The sequence below is a fragment of the Staphylococcus parequorum genome (genome assembly GCF_039237145.1).
GTDB classification, from domain to species: Bacteria; Bacillota; Bacilli; order Staphylococcales; family Staphylococcaceae; genus Staphylococcus; species Staphylococcus equorum_A.
The window spans coordinates 610288-632371 of the sequence record NZ_CP150682.1 but is presented as its reverse complement, the minus strand read 5'-3'; the positions used below and the strand labels follow the sequence as shown (position 1 = coordinate 632371).

Below are 22084 nucleotides of genomic sequence, written 5' to 3'. Positions count from 1 at the left end.
CTTTTTTGATTTCTAACACTTCTTAATGACAAGTATTATCTATAAAAATTTTTATCCCTCACAAAAATTAAATAAAAATAACTTTTTAAATTATTAATTTTTTCCTTTTTTGAAAAAGCGGTGCGCACTAGATATAACTGTGATATTCTATTTTAATAAACATATTATAAGGGGGATTTTTATGCATTGCCCAAATTGCGGGGAGTCAGTTACAAAAAAAGATTTATTTTGTGGCGAGTGTGGTACCAAATTAACACTTCAAGATCAATCATCTACTGACAATCCAACTACTAATCAACATACATCTCAGTCTGATGCATCACAGAATCATGAACCATCTCATACCTCTCATCAGCCAAAACAACCAAGTCAATCAAACAAAAACATTACCAAACATTCTGATGATATTTTTAATGAGGCAAAATTATTTTTCTCCAGCTCATTTTCTAGGACAGATGAGGCAGTTATAAGTAAACATCAATTTACATTTAAAACGCTTTTCAGTCTCATTATTGCAGGGTTTATAATTACACTTATTTTATTATCTTTAGTTATACCAGCAGAGGTAGCATTTTTTGCGACAAGTAAGGCTAATATCGTTTTTAACATTACCTTTTACATACTAATATCTATTTCAATAATTTTTGCCATTACATTATTATTGATTAAACTGCTAAACATTAAAATCAGTGTACATAAAGCACTTTCCGATTTTGTATTAATTAATACTTTTTCTGTAATTGCGTTCTTATTAGGCTTATTATTTCTAGCTATTAATGTGCCAAGCTTTGGATCAATGCTTGTTTTAATTTCTATGCTATTTACATTAGTGTCACCAATTTATCTCACAACAAAGCACAGTCATATGCACCAACTTCGTATGCCCGTGATTTATGCTATTTTAATTTATATTCTTATTTTAGGTGTCCTCCTTCGCATTCTTATTGAAGGAACAGTTTCAAATTCTTTAAGTGCTTTAGATTCATATTTTAATACAGATTATTAAGGAGAGAGTTAATTAATGAAATACTGTAGTAATTGTGGAGCCGAAATTAAACCAAACCAAAAAGTATGTACACAGTGTGGCACACCTGTACATCAACAACGTAGTACAAATAACAACGACAATCATAATAAAAAATCAAAATTACCACTTTATATTACAATTGCTGTCATTGTAGTTATCATTATTGCATTATTTACAGCTTATAAGATAATTGAAAGTCAGCTTTCACCGACAAAACAAGCTGAAGCTATTTCAAATGATTTAAAAAATAATAAGCCCAGTAACTTAACTCATAATTTAAAAGCAAACGGCGGGTCTCTGTCTAAAGACGAAGCCAAAGCTGTCTATAAATATATTAATGAAACAGATAGCCCTGAACGTGTTGGTGATGAAATTCAAAGCGCTGCACAAGGTATGAAAGATAATACAATGGGTGGCACTTCTGTTACGGTTGGCGATAACGAACTCATAAACATCTCTCAAGATGGTAAAAAATGGGGCATATTTAAAAACTATAATTTTAATGTAAATGAAGCGTCTGTTACCATTCTTCCTGAAGAAGATAGTACGTTATCTTACAAACATAACGACGATACGAAACAAGTGAAACTAAAACAAGGTAAGACAAAAACACTTGATGACTTCCCTATTGGAATATACGATTTAAAAGCTACTCAAAAAGTAGATGGTAAAAAGTTTGATGGTGTCGTTCATATCGATATGTCTGAAAGTAACGATGCTGATCCTCAATTCAAACAAAAGCGTTTTACTGTAAGTACTGACTCAGCATATATCGATTCAGATTCACTAAAGCTTTATATCAATGGTGAAAAACAACAAGACTTTGATGAATACGCTAGCGAAACATTTGGTCCATACTCACCTGACGAAAAAGTAGAAGTATATGCTACAACTGAAGTTGAAGATAAACAATTCACATCAAATGTCGAGAATGTTTCAAGCCCTGAAAACGACGAAGAAGAAGTTGACGTTACTTTAACCTTTGATGATGATGCTATTAGCGACCATGAAGACAAAGTATTTGAAAAAGAAACTCAATCTGAAGATGACGAAGACGCATCCAGTTCAGATGAGGAGGATGTCACACATGATAATGTTATAGACAAAGTCGAATCATATGAAGGCGAAAGTTTAGACACTGATACTTATACTTATAAAGAACCTGAAGAAACAGATGATGGTTGGGGATTTTCATTTACCGATAAAGACGGTAATTTAGCTGGATCATATACTATAGATGATGACGGTTATGTCACAGAATATGATGAAGACGGTAAAAAAGTCAATTCTGGATATTAATATTATTTTATAGGGAGTGGGACAGAAATCTAATTTTTCTAATAAATTTCGTCGTATGAACCCAGCCCGGCACAGCTACTGTAAACAAGTGCTTCAGCGCTTTTAAAGAACTACTTGTCTTCATAAATGAAGTAGTAGTTCTTTAAAAGCTTGATATAAGCGCATTTTCAATTCAGTCAGCCACTGCCAATATAAAAAATAAGCCTGAGACATGTGCTATGTCCCAGGCTGTTTTTTATTTAAATAAATCTTTCTTGCTTCTTTTCAAAATAATTTTAATAATATGTAGTTATTCACGTTATTCGAACATCTTCACTTCCCCTTTTTTCTAATCACTCTACGCCACTTTCATTTATCTTTTTTAATTGTCACAATTTTAGTAACTTTTATATGTAAATCTATACTGATGTAATATTACATGTTAGAATTTTATTGAATTAAACTCGTAATATTTATCTATAAATATCTATAAATCCACTAGATCCTAGGGATCTGGACTGCTGATCCAGGTTTCTTATTATTTAAGAAATAGGTGAAAAAATGAACTTCGTAGAATTAACAGCAAAAGAATTCACTGATTTTATTAATCAACATTTTGTGCATTATACCCAGTCTTATTCTCATTTTCATTATAGAAATCAGAATAAGAACGATGTACATTTAGTAGGCGTTAAAGAAGATGATAAAGTGATAGCAGCTTGTCTATTAACAGAAGCTAGGGCATTAAGGTTTTTTAAATACTTTTATTCTCACAGAGGTCCTGTTTTAGATTATAGTAATCCAATATTAATTAAATTCTTTTTTGAAAATTTAAAAGTATATTTAAAAACTCAAAAAGCATTATTCGCTTTAATAGATCCATATATTTTAGAAAATATTAGAGATACTGATGGAAAAATAATTGAACACTATGATAATGAAAAGCTTAAAAATGCATTATCAAAATTAGGTTATGCCCATCAAGGTTATAGTATTGGTTACTCTACTACTAGCCAAATTAGATGGTTATCTGTTTTAAATTTAAAAGATAAAAGTGAAAGTACCATATTAAAAGAAATGGATTATCAGACACGTCGTAATATTAAAAAAACTTTTGAAATGGGTGTGGAAATAAAAACATTGGATATTTCAGAAACCGATGTATTCTTTGAACTATTTCAAATGGCAGAAGAAAAGCATAATTTTAAATTTAGAGATAAAGCTTATTTTGAGGAAATGCAAAAAATTTATGCTAATCATTCTATGTTAAAACTCGCGTATATCAATTTAGAAAATTATAAGCAGCAATTGCAAAAGAAAAACGATAACCTTCTTTTAGAAATTAAAAATTTAGAGAATAAATTACAAGAAAACACTAATTCTAAAAAAACAAAAACGAAATTGAACCAGTTAACGCAACAACAAAACAGTTACGAAAGAAAAATTAATGAGACGATTGAATTAATTTCAACAGAAGGAAATATCTTGAATTTAGCTGCTGCATTTTATATATACACGAAAGATGAAGTTTATTACCTATCTAGTGGTTCTAATCCTAAATACAACCAATTTATGGGGTCTTATCGTTTACAATGGGATATGATTAAATTTGCCATAGAGAACGACATTCCAAGATATAATTTTTATGGCATTACTGGAGACTTCAGTGAAAATTCTGATGATTATGGTGTACAGCAATTTAAAAAAGGCTTTAATGCACACGTAGAAGAATATATTGGTGATTTTATAATTCCAATTAGAAAATTTTTATACAAACTATATTTATTAAATAAAAATAGACATGTTACGTAAATTAGATTCAAAACCAAATGCTGTAAATGTATTTGGTTTTTGAATCTATTTTTTGTTCATTCATTACTCAATACCACTTGAAAATGTCGGCGATTTGGTCCAATTCCTCATTAGTTAATAATGTACTAGCCGAATACTATAGGCTGAGGTTGCGCCCGCGGACAGCGCGCACAAAAAAATGCCAACAAAGTCGGAAACTTTGTCGACATTCTAAACCAATACAAACTTGTATCGCTTTTGTATATTTATTTAATTTAAAGCTGAATCATCAACGATAACTTCTACATTCGGATGTTGATGCAATATTGAAGCAGGAAGTGATTCTGACACTTTACCATCCATTAATTGTTGGATTGCATCTTGCTTATTACTTCCAAACGCTATTAGAATGATGCGTTTCGCACTCATAATAGATGCTAAGCCCATTGAAATAGCTTGTTTAGGTACATCTTCAATATTATCGAAGTGTTGACTGTTTGCTTTGATTGTTGAATCCGTTAAATCTACTACGCGTGTTTCACTTTCAAATGATGAAAATGGCTCATTAAAACCAATATGTCCATTTTCACCGATACCTAAGATTTGAATGTCTGCTGGCCCTGCATTGTGTATACATTGCTCATAGGCAATACATTCTTTTTCTACATCTTCTGCATCACCTTTAGGTAAATAAATATTATCTTCGTTCCAAGTGCTATTATGATTGAATAAGTGCTCTTTCATATAAGCATGGTAACTTTGTTCATGATCTGCCGCTAACCCAATATACTCATCTAAATTAAATGTCACCACATCAGTTAATTCTGTGTGATTAACATTAATTAATTCCGCTAAGTATTTATAGATATCAATCATTGTACTTCCCGTAGCAAGTCCTAACACAGCATTAGGTTGCGACTTTATTTGTTTCAAAAGCTCTATAGCAACATATTGACTCGCCGTTGTGCGGTCTTTCAAATTTATAACGTTCATATTTCTACCCCATTCTTTCTAATATCACTATATATTTTCATAATTAACATTTAATAACCTATATTACATAATTATCTGTTTTTTATCAAATTAATATAAAATGAATCATGCATACAATACTATTATACGCTTGTTTATGACTGTTCACTATCTAATAGTTCTTCTACTTCATTTTTTATCGTAGTTACATGGGGACCATAAACAATTTGAACGCCGTTCCCCTTCTGAATCACGCCTCTCGCTTCGGTCGACTCTAATATTTTTCTATCAACATCTTTATCAGTCTTTAAGGTAACTCTTAATCTTGTTGCGCAACAATCAACGATATCAATATTCTCTTTACCACCAAGACCTTGAATAATCGTTTTAGCACGATCAGTTGCTTCTACAGTTTCAGCCGCTTCGCCTTCTTCACGTCCAGGTGTTTTGAAATTAAATTTCGTGATGCAAAATCTGAATATAATATAATAAAGCATAAACCAAACGATACCTATTGGAATTACCCACAAGAAATTCGTCTTAGCATTGCCCTGCAATATACCAAATAATAGATAATCAATGAAACCACCACTAAATGTTTGACCAATCGTAATATTAAATATGTCTGCGAGCATAAACGCTAAACCATCTAAAAAGGCATGTATGACATAAAGAACCGGTGCTACAAATAAGAAACTGAATTCTAATGGTTCTGTAATTCCTGTTAAAAATGATGTTAACGCTGCAGATAACATTAATCCGCCAACGACTTTTTTACGTTCTGGCTTTGCAGTATGGTAGATTGCCAATGCAGCACCACATAAACCAAACATCATAGTAATGAATCTACCTGACATATATCTTGATACACCTGAATAATATTTAGTAACATCAGGATCACCCAATTGAGCAAAAAAGATATTTTGTGTACCTTGTACAATTTGTCCTTTCACTTCTAAAGTACCACCCAGCGCTGTCTGCCAAAATGGTAAGTAAAAAATATGATGTAAACCAAATGGTCCCAAAAGCCTTAAAATAAAACCAAAGAAAAAAGTACCAATAACTCCTGTTTTATCTACAAGTCCTCCAACACCAAATATCCAACCTTGCACAGTTGGCCAAATAAAGAACATCACGACACCTAATATAATAGAACCTAATGCTGTGATAATAGGCACAAAACGTGAACCGCCAAAGAATCCTAAATAGGTTGGCAAGGATATTTTATGGAACTTATTATGTAAAAGCGCTGTCATGATGCCGGTTATAATACCGCCAAATACGCCTGTTTCCACTGTTTGTATTCCAAGGACTGTACTTTGACCTTCTTTAGCTAAATTACCGTCTGCTAATGTATCTGTAATAATTAACAAACCATTCATTGAAGCATTCATAATGAGGAACCCTAACATGGCAGCTAAACCTGCTGTTCCTTTATCACTTTTGGCTAAACCAATCGCAACACCTACTGCAAAAATGACAGGTAAATTTTGGAAGACAATATCACCTGCAGATGACATTAATATAAATATATTTTGTAATAGTTCAATATCCAATAAAGGATATGCTTTGATTGTATTTGGATTACTTAATGCGCCACCAATACCTAACAATAAACCGGCTGCTGGTAAAATTGCTATAGGTAACATAAAGGACTTACCGAATTGTTGTGCTTTCTCAAATAGCTTACTCATAATTGATTAACCTCCTAATTACCATAAATATACAAGCAAAGAAAATGATAATCAATACAATTCGTCATTATGAAAAACATTTTCAAAAGGATATAACGCTTTTTATGTAAGCCCTTTATTATAAACCTCGTTTAGTTCACTTAAATAACAGTTTTCTTTATACATTAAATAATCTGTTTCACCCATTAGGACACTTCACAATCTACATCGTCATATTAAAAGTTTCACGGCAGTGTTTTGAGCCAACATTTTCGGTAAATAATAGTGCTGAAGACTACAAGCTATGACTTCGTAAGGTGTGCAAAAAAATGGGGAGGGACAGAAACCAAAATTTGAAATTTGATTTCGTATTCCCTCCCCTACGACTATTGCTTCGCTTAAAATATATCGCCTAGTGTCACTGACATAATTGCTTTTATAGAATGTAATCTATTTTCAGCTTGATCAAATATCACAGCGTGCTCACCTTGAAATACGTCATCCGTAATTTCCATTTCAGACAAACCATATTTTTCATAAATCTGTTGTCCTACTTCAGTGTTTAAATCGTGAAATGCTGGTAAACAATGTAAGACGATTGCATTAGGATTCATCGTATTCAATAACATTGATTCATTTACTTGGTAAGGTAATAATTCATTAATACGGGTTTCTAAAACAGATTGATCCTCACCCATTGATAACCATACATCTGTATAGATAGCATCTGTTTGATAAATTGCTTGATTCACGTCATCCGTAATTAAAATTTCACTCTGAGATTGTGCAGCATAATCCTTAGCCATCTTTTGAATTGCTTCATCAGGTTGTAAAGATTTAGGTGCAGCAATATGTACGTTAACGCCTAATATAGCTCCAGTGATAAGTAAATCATGTGCTACATTATTTCTAGCATCACCTACATATGTTAATGTTTTACCTTCTAAAGTTCCCCAATTTTCTTTTAATGTAAAGAAATCCGCAATCATTTGCGTTGGATGCCACTCATTCGTCAAGCCATTCCAAACTGGCACATTGGCATTTTTAGCTAAAGATTCTATATCTTTTTGATGATAACCTCTAAATTCAATGCCGTCATACATACGACCTAATACTTTTGCAGTATCAGCTGTAGATTCTTTCACACCTAAGTGAATATCACCTTGGCCAAAATACTCTGGATAAGCGCCCAAATCATACGCAGCAACACTAAATGCCGAACGTGTTCTTGTAGAGGGTTTTTCAAAGAGTAACGCTAAATTCTTTCCTTTCAGATAAGGATGAGGGATCCCACGTTTTTTCTTTTCCTTTAACTCTCCAGTAAAATCTATTAATGTATTCAATTCTTCTGCTGAAAAATCGCATGTTTTCAAAAAGTGTTCTCCTTTAAAAACTTGTAACTTATTTAAAGCTGTTGTGTTCAACCCCATTTTCATCACTCCAATATTTTTATAAGATTTATATACATAATATACGTAATTCACATATAAAACAAGTATAAATATGCTTTATTATGTATATTGTTGAATTTTAGTTTAGAATGTTATCTTTAATTATTTGATAAACAGCACTCATTTTAACTAATGAATTTAACATTTATGCAGTTTTTCAAAGCATTTATGCACTGTGAATTTTCAATAAATAACACTTGTGAAATTTATTTTTTGAGTTATGTATGAATACGCATTGTACTACTTTTTTGTACTACAATGACGCTGAAATACTTAATTGACGGAGGTGATTGATTCTGTTAACTAAAATTGTGACTGTAATCAAACAGATCGTTGCTCAATTTATTTCTGGTGGCTTCCAAGAAAAATAAGTCATTCATTTCCACCCCATTTCAAAACGATTGCATAATCAGCTTTTAAAAATAAAAGAGTCCCATTCTAGTTTTAAAACTAGAATGAGACTTTTTTAATGGTAAATATTTATTTTTTAATACATAATTTTTACGATTACGTTGCTTCTTTCTTACTAAGCTTTGCACGCTCTTCAGGCGTTTTTAAGAAACGTGTCATAATTGCACTTGCTACATATAATCCAAAGATTAAGTACATCATGCCTTTTACGCCAATACTATCGTAGAATAACGCTACTAATCCAGGCCCAGCAAATACACATAACCCTGCACCTAAGTTTAGTATAGCCATCGCTGGCCCTTTGTCGCCATCACCTACAAGCGAAGGTACGAGCGCAGAAATTGGAACAAATCCTGCTAGACACATACCCCATAAAAACCCTACAGTGCCGATGACAAATACATTACCTGTAAATAATTCTGGTACAAAATACAATCCTAATGTGAACACAGCACAACCAATACCGCCGATGTATGAGATTGTATTTTTCCAACCAATCTTGTCACTCAATGCACCGAATATTATATTAAATATAATATTCGCGAAAAAAATTGTTCCCCAAATATTAAGCCAAGTTGTTGTTTCAATACCCTTTGATGCTAAATATATAGGCAAGAACAACGGGAATGCATATTGTGATGCTTGATTAATAATTCTTACAATACATGCCACTGCGACACGTGGTTCTCTTTTTAATATCGTAATTCCAGCACCCATTTCTTTTACATGTTCTTTCACACCATGGCCTTTATCTTCTATTTCAAATTGATCTCTGTTTACAAATACAGCTAAAAACGTTCCAATAAGAACCCATATAATAGCTGTCCATAAAGTGAACACATGACCAAACCATTGAATTGCGAATGATGAATAGAATGATCCAAGCACACTTAAACCACCTGTAAATACAAACCAGAACCAACCTACTGCCGCACCTAATCGTTTTTGAGGTGAACGGTAAGCCACCCACACTAAAAATGAATAAGCAAACAACGGATAACCAAATCCTCGAATGGCATACGACGGAATCATTAGTTCATAATTCATCGTAGGTATTGCAAATCCTACAAATATAATATGACCAACAATATACAGCCCTGTGCCTAACAACATAACTTTACGCGGTCCAATAATTTCGACCAAGACGCCTGAGAACCAAGATCCAATTGCAATGGTCACACCATAACAAGTCGTTAAAATTGCAGTTTGTTGAACGGATAAGCCGTGATCATGAAGATAAGGACTTATCCAAGCAAGTTCTAATCCATCACCCATCATAAAGATTAATACGCCAATATACCCCCATAATAAAGTTGGTGGCATACCCATTTTCGATAATTTTTTATTCATATTTAACACACCCCTATGTAATTAAATTGATAACTTGTGGCTACTTATACAATTACAAAACATACTAAAATCCTAAGTGATAAAAATAAATTTTAATTGCTGCCTTTCATATTTCATCGTATAGAAAACGCTTTCATATATTGTCTTTATATTATTGTATTTTTTCTAATAATGCAAATTTATTTTCGTTTTCTTTCGTTTTCTTTCGATTAATGATTATTTTTAGATACTTTTGATATAATCAGCACTTCTATAGCACTTTATTAATTCTACATAGCTATTTTTTTGATACGTTTAATAATTTATTTAAGTTATATATTAATTACAGAAGATTGATTTTTATTTTGAAAACGTTTACAATAATTATGATTTAATCATCATATGACTAGATGATATTAATTTTGTAAGTTAGGGGTTAAAATATATGCTGTTATTAATTGCTTTAAGTGCAGTAATTGTACCGTTTATCTTTTTAGTGCTACTTCGTATGTCAGCTTTAAAAGGTATGATAATCAGTGCAATTGTTGTTACATTATTGGGAATATTTGTTTGGGGTATGAAAGGTAATGTTATAATTGCCTCATTATTACAAGGTACACATAAAACGTTTACGATTCTATATATCTTATTCGGTGCACTTGTACTACTTAATACATTACGACAAACAGGAGCTGTAGATCGTATTAACGCAGGTTTTGAAAAAATATCTGGGGATATGCGTGTTCAAGTCATTATCGTGGCATTCTTATTTGGGTCACTCATTGAAGGCGCATCAGGTTTTGGTACTCCTGCTATGGTGACAGCACCATTAATGGTAGCTTTAGGTTTTAGACCAATGGTCGCTGTGGCTACTGCATTAATTGCAGATAGTGTTGCCGTATCATTCGGTGCGGTTGGCACACCTGTCATAGTTGGACTTAGTACATTGCAAGATGCTGACAGTGGATTTTTCCAATCAACAGCTGAACGCATTGCTACATTAGATTTATTAAGCGGTATTTTTATACCAATTATTTTAATCATTACTATGGTTGTCTTCTTTGGTAAGAAAAATAAAATGAAATCTATACTTGAAATGATACCATGGCTCGCTTTAATCGGTATTGTTTACGCGGTTTCAGCATTTGCTTATGCATTTTTATTTGGTCCGGAGTTCGTAGCAATATTAGGTTCGTTGACTGGACTTGTTGTAGCAGTTGTAACTGCAAGCAAAGGTTGGCTATTACCTAAGACTGAGTGGAAAGACGCATTAGATGAATCTGCAGAAGTGCAAAAATCAGAAGAATCAATGAGTTTACTTACTGCTTGGGCACCATATTTAATGGTAGTTGTCTTATTATTACTTACTAGAACAGTACCATTTATTAAAGAATTCACAACAAGTGTTTTAGATTTAACTTGGACTAACATTATGAATTTTGAAAGTATTTCATCAGATTGGGAAGTATTGTATTCACCAGGAACCATCTTATTACTATCCGCAATATTTGCTATCATTATTCAGAAAAAACCATTTAAGGATATGGCTGAAGCTAGTGTAGAATCCTTAAAAACGATTAAAATAACTGGTATTACACTTATTGCGACACTCGCAATGGTTCACGTATTCATTAACTCTGGTATTAATGCTAATGACTTAATTAGTATGCCTGAATATATAGCTAATGCTATGTCCGAATATTTAGGCCCAGTTTGGTTATTTGTTGCTCCGTTCTTAGGTGCTTTAGGTTCCTTTATTACAGGAAGCGCAACAGTATCAACACTTACATTCTCACCAATTCAAATGAACATCGCAAACGCAATTGGTGCTGATTCATTTACTGTATTAGCTGCACAAGTTATTGGTGGCGCTGCAGGTAATATGATTTGTGTTCATAATGTTGTTGCAGTGTGTGCCGTGGTAAATATGCCGGGTGAAGAAGGTGGCGTAATTAGAAAAACACTAGCGCCTGCCCTCATATATTGTGCACTCGCAGGTATTAGTGCATATATCTTCACACTGTTTTTCTTCTAATTTAGTTGAAACTTAATAAATAAATAAAACAGACTAAGTGCTTTGATTAGCATTTAGTCTGTTTTATTTATTTATTAATACTACAAAACACCTGGGATATTCAATAGATTAAAGTGTATTTTTACTTTATAACTTCGTTATATTATCATACTCCTTAATATTTTGATAAAGTACAATTAACTTATTAATTAAATTTATTTGCCAAACTAAACAATGGATTGGATGGGGATCTACAAATGAAATTTAAAAACGTTACGTTATTAACCTCTGAGTTGGAAGAAACTTTGCAGTTTTACGAAGAAACATTAGAATGTCCTGTTCAAGTTCTTGATCACGATTCTTTTATTGTTCAAATTGGGGAAACTCAATTAAATTTTCAAAAATCCGAAGAAATCAATCAACCGTTTTACCACTTTGCAATAGATATTCCTTACAATCATTTTTACGATATGAAACAACACTATCAAAATATTTTATTTTTATTGATGGAAGATGGCCAACATACAACTTATTTTGAATCTTTCGTTGCACATTCAGTTTATTTTAATGATCCTTCAGGTAATATTGTCGAACTCATTGCAAGAGTATCTAATATGACGGATGAACCTGAATTTTCAAGAATTAGTGAAGTTGGATTTGTCTGTAATGAGCTGGATGATGTGTATCAAGCTTTAACCAATCACCATCTTACAACACATGAAGGGCATTCATTTTCTCCAGAAGCTTTAAATTTTATGTGTGATTCAGAGGATGAGAGTTATATTTTGTTAACACCTGAAAATAAAAAATGGATTTTTTCCGATAAAGCATCTACTGCATTTCCGATAGCTATTGAAACACAAGACTTCAAATTAACTTATGATGACAAACATCAATGGTCTTTAGTATCTTTATAAATTTATACATAAAAAAGGATGGGTGCGTGACATAAATAATGTCTCGCTTCCATCCTTTTTATATTCAACATATTATTCTCTGACTTGTGATTTGTCACTGACAAACTTTTTTAATGTTTTATCTAATCCATCTTTGGCTTCTTGATCATAATCATAAGTGCCGTCTTCATTTGAAGTGATGTGTTTATCTAATATAAATCTGCCTTTGTGAATTGTGTCTGCACCTAGTTCTTTAATCACTGGATCCAAACTATATTGAATTGCTAATACATGCGCAAAGGTTCCGCCTAATGCTAATGGCAATACTGTCTTACCTGTGAAAGCGCCTCTTGGCAATAAATCTAAATACGTTTTAACAATACCTGAATAAGCTGCTTTAAATACAGGAGATACGATAATGATACCATCTGCGTTTTCTATTTTTTGATGCGTTTCATTAATAGATGCATTAGAAAAATCCGCTGTAATCAACGCTTCTGCGTCTAATTGATGAACATGTACAACATCTGTATCAATACCTTCATCTTCTAGATATTTTTCAGCATACTCGACAATACCTGTTAAACGAGATTGTAATTTATTTCCACCTGCAATGATTGCTACACTTGCCATCTTTAATGTCCTCCTTTATTTATTCAAACTGCTTATACTTTCTCAGACACCTGACAGGATCTCAATTTTTAAAAACTAAACATTTTATTGTTATGCATGTTGTTTCTATTGAATTTAAATTTCTGCTGTACTATAACTATATTGCTTATTAAATTGCGGTTTATATTGTGATCCTGGATGCGTAGATCTTAAATACTTTTCACCTTTACCGAATAAATTTTCTCTAAGAGTTGTATTTTCTTCATCATAATCTTTACGATAAACGCCACGTTCTTGTAATATTGGAACCACTTTTTCTATGAAATCTTCATATGAATTTGGTATCGTTCCATACGCAATATTAAACCCATCTACATCAGCAACTTCAACCCAGTGCTCTATTTCATCAGCAATTTGCGTAGGTGTGCCGACAAAGCGAACTGAGCCAATACCTAAGCCATGATGCTTAATAGCTTCTTTCAACGTCCATTTACGTGTTGGATCTTTCGCATAAATATCTAACAAGCTTTGAATCGCATCTGTTTCAATATCTTCTAAATATTGATCTGGGTCAAATTGAGAAAAGTCTATGCCTGTGTGTCCACTTAATAAAGCAGCAGTTCCTTCATAAGTGATATGTTCGATTAACTCTTGATGTAATTGTTCTGCTTCTTCTACCGTATCACCAATAACGGGAACAATCATAGTAAACACCTTTAAATCTTCTTTATTTCTGCCTTGTTGTGTTGCTCTAGAACGAATGTCATTTACATCATTAGCTAGGCCTTGAAGTGAGTGATTCACGACAAAGATTGCTTCTGCATGTTTACCTGCAAAGTTACGTCCTTTATCCGAAGCTCCTGCTTGAAATAATACTGGTGTACGCTGTGGAGATGGCTCTACAATATGTGGCCCAGGGACATTAAAGAAACGCCCACTGTGATTAATTAAATGTACTTTATCTGGATCTGCATACGTGTTGGTTGCTTTATCTTTTACAACGGCGTCATCTTCCCAACTACTTTCCCACAATTTATATGTTACATCTAAAAATTCGTCTGCACGATCGTATCTTGTTTCTTTAGGCATACGTTCTGTTAATCCTAAATTTTCCGCTTCACTTCCTAAATAAGATGTCACAACGTTCCAACCAATTCGGCCATGTGTTAAATGATCTAATGTAGAAAATTTTCTCGCAATATCATATGGTTGAAAATAAGTCGTAGATACAGTTGGTGCAAATCCTACGTGTTCTGTTGCTTGCGCCATAGCAGATATCACTAATAATGGATCATGATCTGGAACTTGTACGGCATGTTGTACAGCTGTTTTATAATCATTGCCATATTCACTATACGTTCCTAATACATCAGCGATAAATAGTGAATCGAACTTCCCTTTTTCAAAAAGCTTTGCAAGCTTCACCCAATAATCGATGGTGCCATGTTGTGCGCCTTCATGTTTGTCATGTTTCCAAAGACCAATTGCATGTGGTGCTGGTGAGTTCTGAATAAAGCCATTAAAATGTATTTGTTTTTTTCCCATTGTATTACCTCCTATGAGTTTAAGTCACGCTTATGCTTATATTTCATGGTTGTGATTTTATTTTTTCATTTATTTTGTAAAATATTTTTATATTAATCAGATAAATTTAATCGGATATTAGTTGAAAATTATTTTTCAATCGTACTTAAATCTCCAGCTGGCAAATCTAATTCCCAAGCTTTTAAGACACGACGCATAATTTTACCAAAACTTGTTTTCGGTAATTTATCCATAAAATCAATTTCTCTTGGTGCAGCATGTGCAGCTAAACCAGTCTTAACAAATTGTCTTATTTCAACTTTAAGTTCATCCGTTTTTTCTACGCCTTCACGCAATGTGACATATGCTTTGATAATTTCACCTCTTACGTCATCAGGGATACCAATAACTCCTGCCTCTGCAATCGCTGGATGTTCTACAAGTTTAGACTCAACTTCAAACGGGCCTACTCTTTCGCCTGATGTCATAATCACATCATCTACTCTACTTTTGAAGAAAAAGTAATTGTCTTCATCTCGATATGCTGAATCTCCAGAAATATACCAACCATTCACAAAATATGAATTGAATTTTTCTTCATTTTTCCATATTTTCCTCATCATGGAAGGCCATCCTGCTTTTAACGCTAAATTACCTAATGTATTCGGAGGTAATTCATTACCTTCGTCATCGACAATACTTGCTGTAATACCTGGTAATGGTTTACCCATAGAACCCAATTTAATAGTCTGACTTGGATAATTCACAATCATTAATCCACCGGTTTCTGTCATCCACCAAGTATCTAGTATACGTCTGCCATATACTTCATTGCCCCAACGAATCACTTCTGGGTTTAAAGGTTCACCGACTGACAAAATACTTCTTAAAGTTGATAAATCATATTGCTTAGTGAATGTCTCACCTTTACTCATCAACATACGTAATGCTGTAGGTGCGGTATACCATAATGTAACTTTATATTTTTCTATCATTTCATACCATAATTCTGGAGAGAATCTTCCACCTATGACACAATTTGTTACGCCGTGAAGCCAAGGACTGAATATGCCGTAGGACGATCCTGTTACCCAAGCTGGATCTCCAGTACACCAATAAATATCATCTTCTTGTAAATCTAATACATATTTTCCTGTAATGTAATGCACAATCATCGCATCCTGTGCATGTAAGACGCCTTTAGGTTGGCCAGTTGACCCAGACGTGTAATGCAATACAAGTGGGTCTTCACGATTTAGCCATTCAATGTCGAAACTATCACTCGCATGCTTGAACGCTGTATGAAAATCAATATGTTCTGGTGATACATTGTCACCCACAACTATAATAGTTTCTAAGTCTGGTAATTTTGAGTAAGGCACACGGGGTAATAAATCTTCTGTTGTAACTAAGACTTTAGCATCTGCATTGCTTAAACGTTCTTCTACTGCTTGATCCATAAATGCTTCGAATAATGGACCACATATTGCTCCAGTTTTTAAAATACCTAAAAATGAAAAATACAGTTCTGGCATTCTAGGCATATACACAAACACTCTATCGCCTTTTTCTACGTTAGCTTCTGTCTTTAATAGATTCGCTACTTTATTTGAAGCTAGCTTTAATTCTTCGAAAGTAAAAGATGCTTCTTGTGCACTGTCTTTATAATTCAAGGCAATTTTTTGCCCTTTACCGTTATCTACGTGACGGTCTATACATTCATATGCCATATTTACTTTTCCTGTTTCATACCAAGAAAATGCTTTTTCCGCTTCTTTCCAATCAAAGTTATTATATGTATGTTCATAATCTTGAAGATTAAAGTTTCCTTTTTCACCTTTTAAAATTTCAGTTGTCATGTGTATGCCTCCTATAAAGATTTAAAAATCATTATAGATGGAACTTTCTGAATATTCAACCTATTATTTAATAATTCCGAGATATTTAGTATGATTTAAATCTTTGAAACCTAGAGCCACATATCTTAGCAGTTTTACAAATAATTTTAAACTTTTTCAATTGTCCTACAATTTCATTTTAAATTATTATAACTTAAATGATATTTATTATTCATTTGATTATGATAGCTTTGGTGTGAGAATTGATAAGAAAAATAATTATCACGCTAGCTTAAATTTTATAATTGACGAGGATAAATATGGTATTAACACCTCAAGGGATATAGAGGTCTTTTGAGAAGATATTTGAGACTCATGGATGTATTTGGTTTATTTAGGGAAACTGAGGATAATAGGCGATTATATAGCATTGTAATGAATGATTGAACTTGTATTTTTAAAAATTGCAGTGATTTGAGGTGATTCCCAAGCTAAAAAAGACTAACTATTTATTGTTAATAAATAGTTAGCCTTTTTTTAAATATATGATTGGTCGTACTATTGTTGGATGGTTGTACCAACGTTTTGACCACTTTGTAATTTCTTAATAATATGTGATTCATTACCTGCAGCAATGACTACTTTTTCACAGCCTGATTCAATCGCTTGAATCGCATCTTGAACTTTAGGAATCATACCACCATATATTGACGCTTGATCAATATAGTGATTGATACGTTCAGCATTCAGTGTAGCTTGCACTTTTTCATCAATGATGACGCCAGGAATATCACTTAATAGATAAATTGGCGCCTGTAAAAATTGTGCGATTTTATATGCTAATGTATCTGCATTAATGTTATACAATTGCCCTGTACTTCTATGTTGACCTATAGATGCAATGACTGGTACAAATTGTTCTGTTAACGAAGCAAGTACAGAAGTATCGACATCTGTAGGTTCACCGACATAACCATATTTATCGTCTAATGGGATGACATCAAATAATTTTGCATCTACGCCATTTATACCAATACTTTGAATATCTGATTTATTAATTTTGCTAACAAGCGTTGGATTCACTGATCCAATTAATGTCTGACTTGTCACTGCAAGTACTTCACGCGTTGTTACTCTCAAACCATCTTTAAATTGTGTAGACACGCCTTGTTGCTCCAAAGCTTCATTAATAAAAGGTCCACCGCCGTGTACAATAATGGGTTTAAATCCTTGTTGTCTTAAAAGTGCAATGTCTTCTATTGTTGAATCATGTAGATTTGTCAGAGTGCTGCCACCTATTTTAATTACAATATAGCTCATTGGTCACACTCCTTAGGTTCTATATGAAGCATTGATACGTACATATTCATATGATAGGTCACAACCATATGCCGAAGCTGCGCCTTCACCATTACCGACTGATGCTTCAATATAAATGTTATCTGCTTCTAATTGTTTTTTTAAATGTAACTCATCAAATTCAACTGACATGCCTTCTTCAACAACAGGCACATTACATAAAGAAACATTCGTCTGACTTGGTTCTATGTCTTCAGAAGCATAGCCCATTGCTGTAACGATTCTTCCAAAGTTGGCATCTTCGCCATGAATTGCTGTTTTCACAAGGCTTGATGATACAATACTTTTAGCAATTTTTCTTGCTTCTGCAACATCATTTGCACCTTTAACTTTAGCCGTAACTAATTTCGTTGCACCTTCACCATCTTTAGCTATTGATTTAGCAAGATACTGACTCACGAAATTTAATGCATATTCAAACTTTTCCCAATCAGGGTGTAACGTATCGAGTTTATTATGGTTCGCTTGTCCATTTGCTAAGCCAAGCACCATATCGTTTGTACTAGAATCTCCATCAACTGTAATCATATTAAAAGAGTTATCAATCGTTTGTTTCAAACAATTGTCTAGCGTGTCCGCATCAATTTTGGCATCTGTCGTAATAAATGACAGCATTGTTGCCATATTCGGATGAATCATGCCTGAACCTTTAGCTGTTCCTCCAATTGTTACAGTTATATCATCAATTTCAACTTGCACAGATAAATGTTTAGTAAATGTATCCGTTGTTAAAATCGCTTGATTGAAAAACTCGCTTTGATTATATTGTTCTTTTAAGACATTTTGTGTACCATGTTGTATCTTATCCATAGGTAAAAACGATCCTATAACGCCCGTAGATGCAACGCCTACGCTCTCTTTGGATAAATTCAAATGCTCTGCTACCCATGCTTGAGTGTCTTTGGCATCTTGAATACCTTTTTCACCAGTACATGAATTAGCATTTGCTGAATTCACTACAATGGCTTGTAACGATTGATTATTTTTAATCGTTTCTTCAGTAACTTTTAACGGCGCTGCTTTAAAACGGTTCAGTGTATAAGTACCTGCTGCTGCAGCTGCTGTCGTAGAGTATATCCATCCAAAGTCTTTTTTCTTTCTTCTTAATCCAACATGCATGCCTCCAGCTATAAAACCTAATGGAGAACTTACATCACCTTGTAAATCTATTTTCAATTGGTTGAGTGTATCTAACGTTTCAATATCTTTCATCCCATCTCACCTTTCTTTTATATTACGGATATACAGGTAGTTGTATTAACCCTGTTGCTTCATTTAATCCATACATTAAGTTTAAATTTTGTATCGCTTGGCCACTTGCACCTTTGACTAAGTTATCAATAACAGAGACAATCACTGCTGTTTGTGTTTCTTCGTCAACATACATACCAATATCACAGTAATTACTACCATATACTTCTTTAGTTTTAGGGTAATTACCTAAATCTCTAATGCGTACAAAGGGTTTACTATCATAATATTGCTTGAAAGTTGCATGTAAATCTTCGCTAGTAGTTTGCTTGTTTAACTTCACATATATCGTAGAAAGTATGCCACGTGTCATTGGTACTAAATGTGGGGTAAATACTACTTTGATATCTTCATCTGCTAAATGCGAGATATACTGTTCTATTTCAGGCTTATGCTTATGTTTACCAATCGCATAAGCACTCAAGTTCTCATTCATTTCAGCGTAATGGACGTGTTGTGCCAGTGACCTTCCAGCCCCTGAAACACCTGTTTTGGCATCTATAATAATTGAGTCTTGTTGAATTATTTTTTGATCTATTAACGGATGTAACGCTAATAATGTAGCAGTAGGAAAACAACCTGGATTAGCTACAAGTTGTGTATTGTTTTGATCTACTTCAGACCATTCTGCAATACTATAATTTGCATCATCTAATTGTTGTTGTGTCGCAGCTGCTTCACCATAAAACTGTTGATAGACATCTCTATTAGTTAATCTGAAATCACCTGATAAATCGATGACTTTTATATTTTTCTCTACCAAATCAGGCGCTATATGTTTACTTACATTTGAAGGTGTAGCAAAGAACATCACATCACAGTCAACTGTTTCAGTGTCTAAAGCCTCGTAGCGATGCGTTAAATGAGTTAAGTGAGGAAATGTTTCTTTTATTGGTTCATCCGCTTTAGAATGTGAAAAGATATATTTAATTTTTACATCTGGATGGTGCTGTAATAATCGAATTAATTCGACCGCACCATAACCACTTCCTCCTACTATCCCAACTTCTATCATGACGTTCATTCCTTTCTGAATATTCGAACTTTTTTAAGTGTTATGCGTTACTTTTTTTCTAAAACTTCTGTTATTACTTTTATAACTTTATCAATGTCTTCATCTTCAATAACAAGTGGTGGTGCAAGTCTAATAATATTTCCTTGTGTTTCTTTACATAGCACACCTTGTTCAATCATCTCTTGACAATAAGATTGTGCTGGTTCAGTTAATTCAATGCCGATAAATAATCCTCTGCCTCTCACATCTTTTATGATGTTGCTGTCTATCAGCTGTAAATGGTTAAGTAATTTTTGTCCTTGTTCAGCAGAACGTTCGATTAAGTTTTCATCAATTAACACATCTAATGCTGCCATTGATACTGCACATGCAAGTGGATTACCTCCAAATGTCGAACCATGTGTGCCAGGTGTAAGTACTTTCATCACGTCATCATTAGCTAACACTGCTGAGATCGGATAAAGACCACCACCAAGTGACTTACCTAATAAGTAGATATCTGGTTCTACACCTTCCCATTCCATTGCAAACATCTTACCTGTTCTACCAAGACCAACTTGTATTTCATCTGCAATAAATAGAACGTTATGTTCATCACATAAGTTTCGAACCTCTTGGATGAAATAATCTGGCGGTACGTTGACGCCACCTTCACCTTGGATTGGCTCAAGTACAATTGCTGTTGTATTTTCGTTAATGAGTGATTTCAAGCGAGTGATATCTCCGAAATCCATATATTGCATATTATCTAGCAAAGGTCCAAAACCTTTTTTATAACTTTCTTGCGAAGATAGCGATAAGGCACCTAGTGTACGACCATGGAAATTACCATTCATTGCAATAATTTCGCCTTGGTTTTCCGCTATACCTTTAACATCAGATCCCCATTTACGTGCAATCTTAATTGCCGTTTCAATGGCTTCAGTGCCTGTATTCATAGGCAACACTTTTTCCTTATTGGCAAGGGAACATATTTTCTCTTCCCATTTGCCTAAATTGTCGCTATATAATGCACGTGACACCATAGTTATTTTTTCGCTTTGCTCTTGAAATGCTTTTATAATTTTCGGATGACAATGCCCTTGATTGACGACTGAAAAACCTGAAATACAATCAATGTAGCTATTATCTTCAACATCCCAAACTTTAGCACCTAGACCTTTCGTTAAAGCCAGTTTAAGTGGGCTATAATTGTTCGAACTGTATTGATCTGTTAGTGCAAATAAATCATTCATCGAAACCCTCATCCCTTTTCTATAAATATTCTAAATTTTGAATTAATATCCATAAATCATACACGTAATTTTACAATTAGTCAAAGACTAATTAAAATAATAATTAAATAAACGATTGTTTTAAAGCCTTTTTACAAATTATATACAGATTTAACATTTCTTTAAATACTGCGATGTCAAACTACAGAATGTATATATGTTGTATGACTTGGTGCCTGTTGGCTTGTAAAAAATTTGTTATGTAATTATTTCATGGTAGTACCGCTCTATTATTTTCATAAAAAGGCAAACTAAGTTTACTTTTCACTTAGTTTGCTTAATATTAATTATCACTATCTAAGATTTTTCATTTACTATTTTAGAATTATGTTTTTTACGTAAATTTTAGCTTTAATCTTTATTGATTTG

At 33.3% G+C, this 22084-nt stretch carries 16 protein-coding genes; 5 read left to right on the top strand and 11 right to left on the bottom strand.

The annotated features are described in order from the left end of the window. The first annotated feature begins 181 nt into the window (after positions 1–181). The 3 genes from AAA453_RS02810 (at position 182) to AAA453_RS02800 (ending at position 4117) form a co-directional block, all read left to right on the top strand. Positions 182–1006 (top strand): zinc ribbon domain-containing protein, encoded by an 825-nt coding sequence (locus AAA453_RS02810; protein ID WP_069817817.1) that lies wholly within the window; start codon positions 182–184, stop codon positions 1004–1006. A gap of 15 nt (positions 1007–1021) precedes the next feature. Next, positions 1022–2326: a TcaA second domain-containing protein gene (locus tag AAA453_RS02805; protein WP_427706121.1), complete on the top strand. Its 1305-nt coding sequence runs from the start codon at positions 1022–1024 to the stop codon at positions 2324–2326. 540 nt (positions 2327–2866) lie between these two features. Continuing rightward, complete coding sequence (locus AAA453_RS02800; RefSeq protein WP_427706119.1) at positions 2867–4117, top strand: aminoacyltransferase; 1251 nt, start codon at positions 2867–2869, stop codon at positions 4115–4117. A gap of 249 nt (positions 4118–4366) precedes the next feature. Here AAA453_RS02800 and nagB read toward each other — a convergent pair whose 3' ends face one another. From nagB to AAA453_RS02780, 4 genes are all read right to left on the bottom strand, one after another. After that, complete coding sequence (gene nagB / locus AAA453_RS02795) at positions 4367–5089, bottom strand: glucosamine-6-phosphate deaminase (protein ID WP_427706117.1); 723 nt, start codon at positions 5087–5089, stop codon at positions 4367–4369. 134 nt (positions 5090–5223) lie between these two features. Next, positions 5224–6762: a glucose-specific PTS transporter subunit IIBC gene (gene ptsG, locus AAA453_RS02790; protein WP_427706115.1), complete on the bottom strand. Its 1539-nt coding sequence runs from the start codon at positions 6760–6762 to the stop codon at positions 5224–5226. Between the two features lie 377 nt (positions 6763–7139). Then, entirely contained in the window at positions 7140–8171 is a 1032-nt protein-coding gene (argF, locus tag AAA453_RS02785) for an ornithine carbamoyltransferase (RefSeq protein WP_427706113.1), read from the bottom strand. A gap of 528 nt (positions 8172–8699) precedes the next feature. Beyond that, the gene (locus AAA453_RS02780; RefSeq protein ID WP_427706111.1) at positions 8700–9953 is read right to left on the bottom strand and encodes an MFS transporter; all 1254 of its coding nucleotides are present in this window, start codon (positions 9951–9953) and stop codon (positions 8700–8702) included. 424 nt (positions 9954–10377) lie between these two features. Here AAA453_RS02780 and AAA453_RS02775 point away from each other — a divergent pair, with 424 nt between their 5' ends. Both AAA453_RS02775 and AAA453_RS02770 read left to right on the top strand, forming a co-directional pair. Further along, positions 10378–11967 carry an L-lactate permease gene (locus AAA453_RS02775; protein WP_427706109.1) on the top strand — a complete coding sequence of 530 codons (1590 nt, stop codon included), beginning with the start codon at positions 10378–10380 and terminating at the stop codon, positions 11965–11967. A gap of 236 nt (positions 11968–12203) precedes the next feature. Beyond that, the gene (locus tag AAA453_RS02770; RefSeq protein WP_427706107.1) at positions 12204–12863 is read left to right on the top strand and encodes a hypothetical protein; all 660 of its coding nucleotides are present in this window, start codon (positions 12204–12206) and stop codon (positions 12861–12863) included. Positions 12864–12935: 72 nt separating this feature from the next. Here AAA453_RS02770 and ssuE read toward each other — a convergent pair whose 3' ends face one another. From ssuE to rocD, 7 genes are all read right to left on the bottom strand, one after another. Next, entirely contained in the window at positions 12936–13475 is a 540-nt protein-coding gene (gene ssuE, locus AAA453_RS02765) for an NADPH-dependent FMN reductase (protein ID WP_277581968.1), read from the bottom strand. 114 nt (positions 13476–13589) lie between these two features. Continuing rightward, positions 13590–14999 (bottom strand): LLM class flavin-dependent oxidoreductase, encoded by a 1410-nt coding sequence (locus tag AAA453_RS02760; protein ID WP_427706105.1) that lies wholly within the window; start codon positions 14997–14999, stop codon positions 13590–13592. Between the two features lie 128 nt (positions 15000–15127). Then, positions 15128–16837, bottom strand: coding sequence for an acetate--CoA ligase (acsA, locus tag AAA453_RS02755; protein WP_427706103.1), 1710 nt, complete (start codon positions 16835–16837; stop codon positions 15128–15130). A 537-nt stretch (positions 16838–17374) separates the two neighbouring features. After that, positions 17375–18136: an acetylglutamate kinase gene (gene argB, locus AAA453_RS02750; RefSeq protein WP_427706101.1), complete on the bottom strand. Its 762-nt coding sequence runs from the start codon at positions 18134–18136 to the stop codon at positions 17375–17377. A gap of 12 nt (positions 18137–18148) precedes the next feature. Next, positions 18149–19387 carry a bifunctional glutamate N-acetyltransferase/amino-acid acetyltransferase ArgJ gene (gene argJ / locus AAA453_RS02745; RefSeq protein ID WP_069833115.1) on the bottom strand — a complete coding sequence of 413 codons (1239 nt, stop codon included), beginning with the start codon at positions 19385–19387 and terminating at the stop codon, positions 18149–18151. Positions 19388–19409: 22 nt separating this feature from the next. After that, positions 19410–20441 carry an N-acetyl-gamma-glutamyl-phosphate reductase gene (argC, locus tag AAA453_RS02740; protein ID WP_427706099.1) on the bottom strand — a complete coding sequence of 344 codons (1032 nt, stop codon included), beginning with the start codon at positions 20439–20441 and terminating at the stop codon, positions 19410–19412. Positions 20442–20488: 47 nt separating this feature from the next. After that, positions 20489–21676 carry an ornithine--oxo-acid transaminase gene (gene rocD / locus AAA453_RS02735; RefSeq protein WP_069817795.1) on the bottom strand — a complete coding sequence of 396 codons (1188 nt, stop codon included), beginning with the start codon at positions 21674–21676 and terminating at the stop codon, positions 20489–20491. Positions 21677–22084: the final 408 nt, after the last annotated feature.

Bases quoted from the DNA above. Each gene is read 5' to 3' on its own strand.
- AAA453_RS02780 (WP_427706111.1), bottom strand. From the start codon at position 9,953: ATGAATAAAAAATTATCGAAAATGGGTATGCCACCAACTTTATTATGG.
- AAA453_RS02805 (WP_427706121.1), top strand. From the start codon at position 1,022: ATGAAATACTGTAGTAATTGTGGAGCCGAAATTAAACCAAACCAAAAA.
- nagB (WP_427706117.1), bottom strand. From the start codon at position 5,089: ATGAACGTTATAAATTTGAAAGACCGCACAACGGCGAGTCAATATGTT.
- AAA453_RS02800 (WP_427706119.1), top strand. From the start codon at position 2,867: ATGAACTTCGTAGAATTAACAGCAAAAGAATTCACTGATTTTATTAAT.
- AAA453_RS02775 (WP_427706109.1), top strand. From the start codon at position 10,378: ATGCTGTTATTAATTGCTTTAAGTGCAGTAATTGTACCGTTTATCTTT.
- AAA453_RS02810 (WP_069817817.1), top strand. From the start codon at position 182: ATGCATTGCCCAAATTGCGGGGAGTCAGTTACAAAAAAAGATTTATTT.
- acsA (WP_427706103.1), bottom strand. From the start codon at position 16,837: ATGACAACTGAAATTTTAAAAGGTGAAAAAGGAAACTTTAATCTTCAA.
- argC (WP_427706099.1), bottom strand. From the start codon at position 20,441: ATGATAGAAGTTGGGATAGTAGGAGGAAGTGGTTATGGTGCGGTCGAA.
- rocD (WP_069817795.1), bottom strand. From the start codon at position 21,676: ATGAATGATTTATTTGCACTAACAGATCAATACAGTTCGAACAATTAT.
- ssuE (WP_277581968.1), bottom strand. From the start codon at position 13,475: ATGGCAAGTGTAGCAATCATTGCAGGTGGAAATAAATTACAATCTCGT.
- argF (WP_427706113.1), bottom strand. From the start codon at position 8,171: ATGGGGTTGAACACAACAGCTTTAAATAAGTTACAAGTTTTTAAAGGA.
- argJ (WP_069833115.1), bottom strand. From the start codon at position 19,387: ATGAAAGATATTGAAACGTTAGATACACTCAACCAATTGAAAATAGAT.
- AAA453_RS02760 (WP_427706105.1), bottom strand. From the start codon at position 14,999: ATGGGAAAAAAACAAATACATTTTAATGGCTTTATTCAGAACTCACCA.
- ptsG (WP_427706115.1), bottom strand. From the start codon at position 6,762: ATGAGTAAGCTATTTGAGAAAGCACAACAATTCGGTAAGTCCTTTATG.
- AAA453_RS02770 (WP_427706107.1), top strand. From the start codon at position 12,204: ATGAAATTTAAAAACGTTACGTTATTAACCTCTGAGTTGGAAGAAACT.
- argB (WP_427706101.1), bottom strand. From the start codon at position 18,136: ATGAGCTATATTGTAATTAAAATAGGTGGCAGCACTCTGACAAATCTA.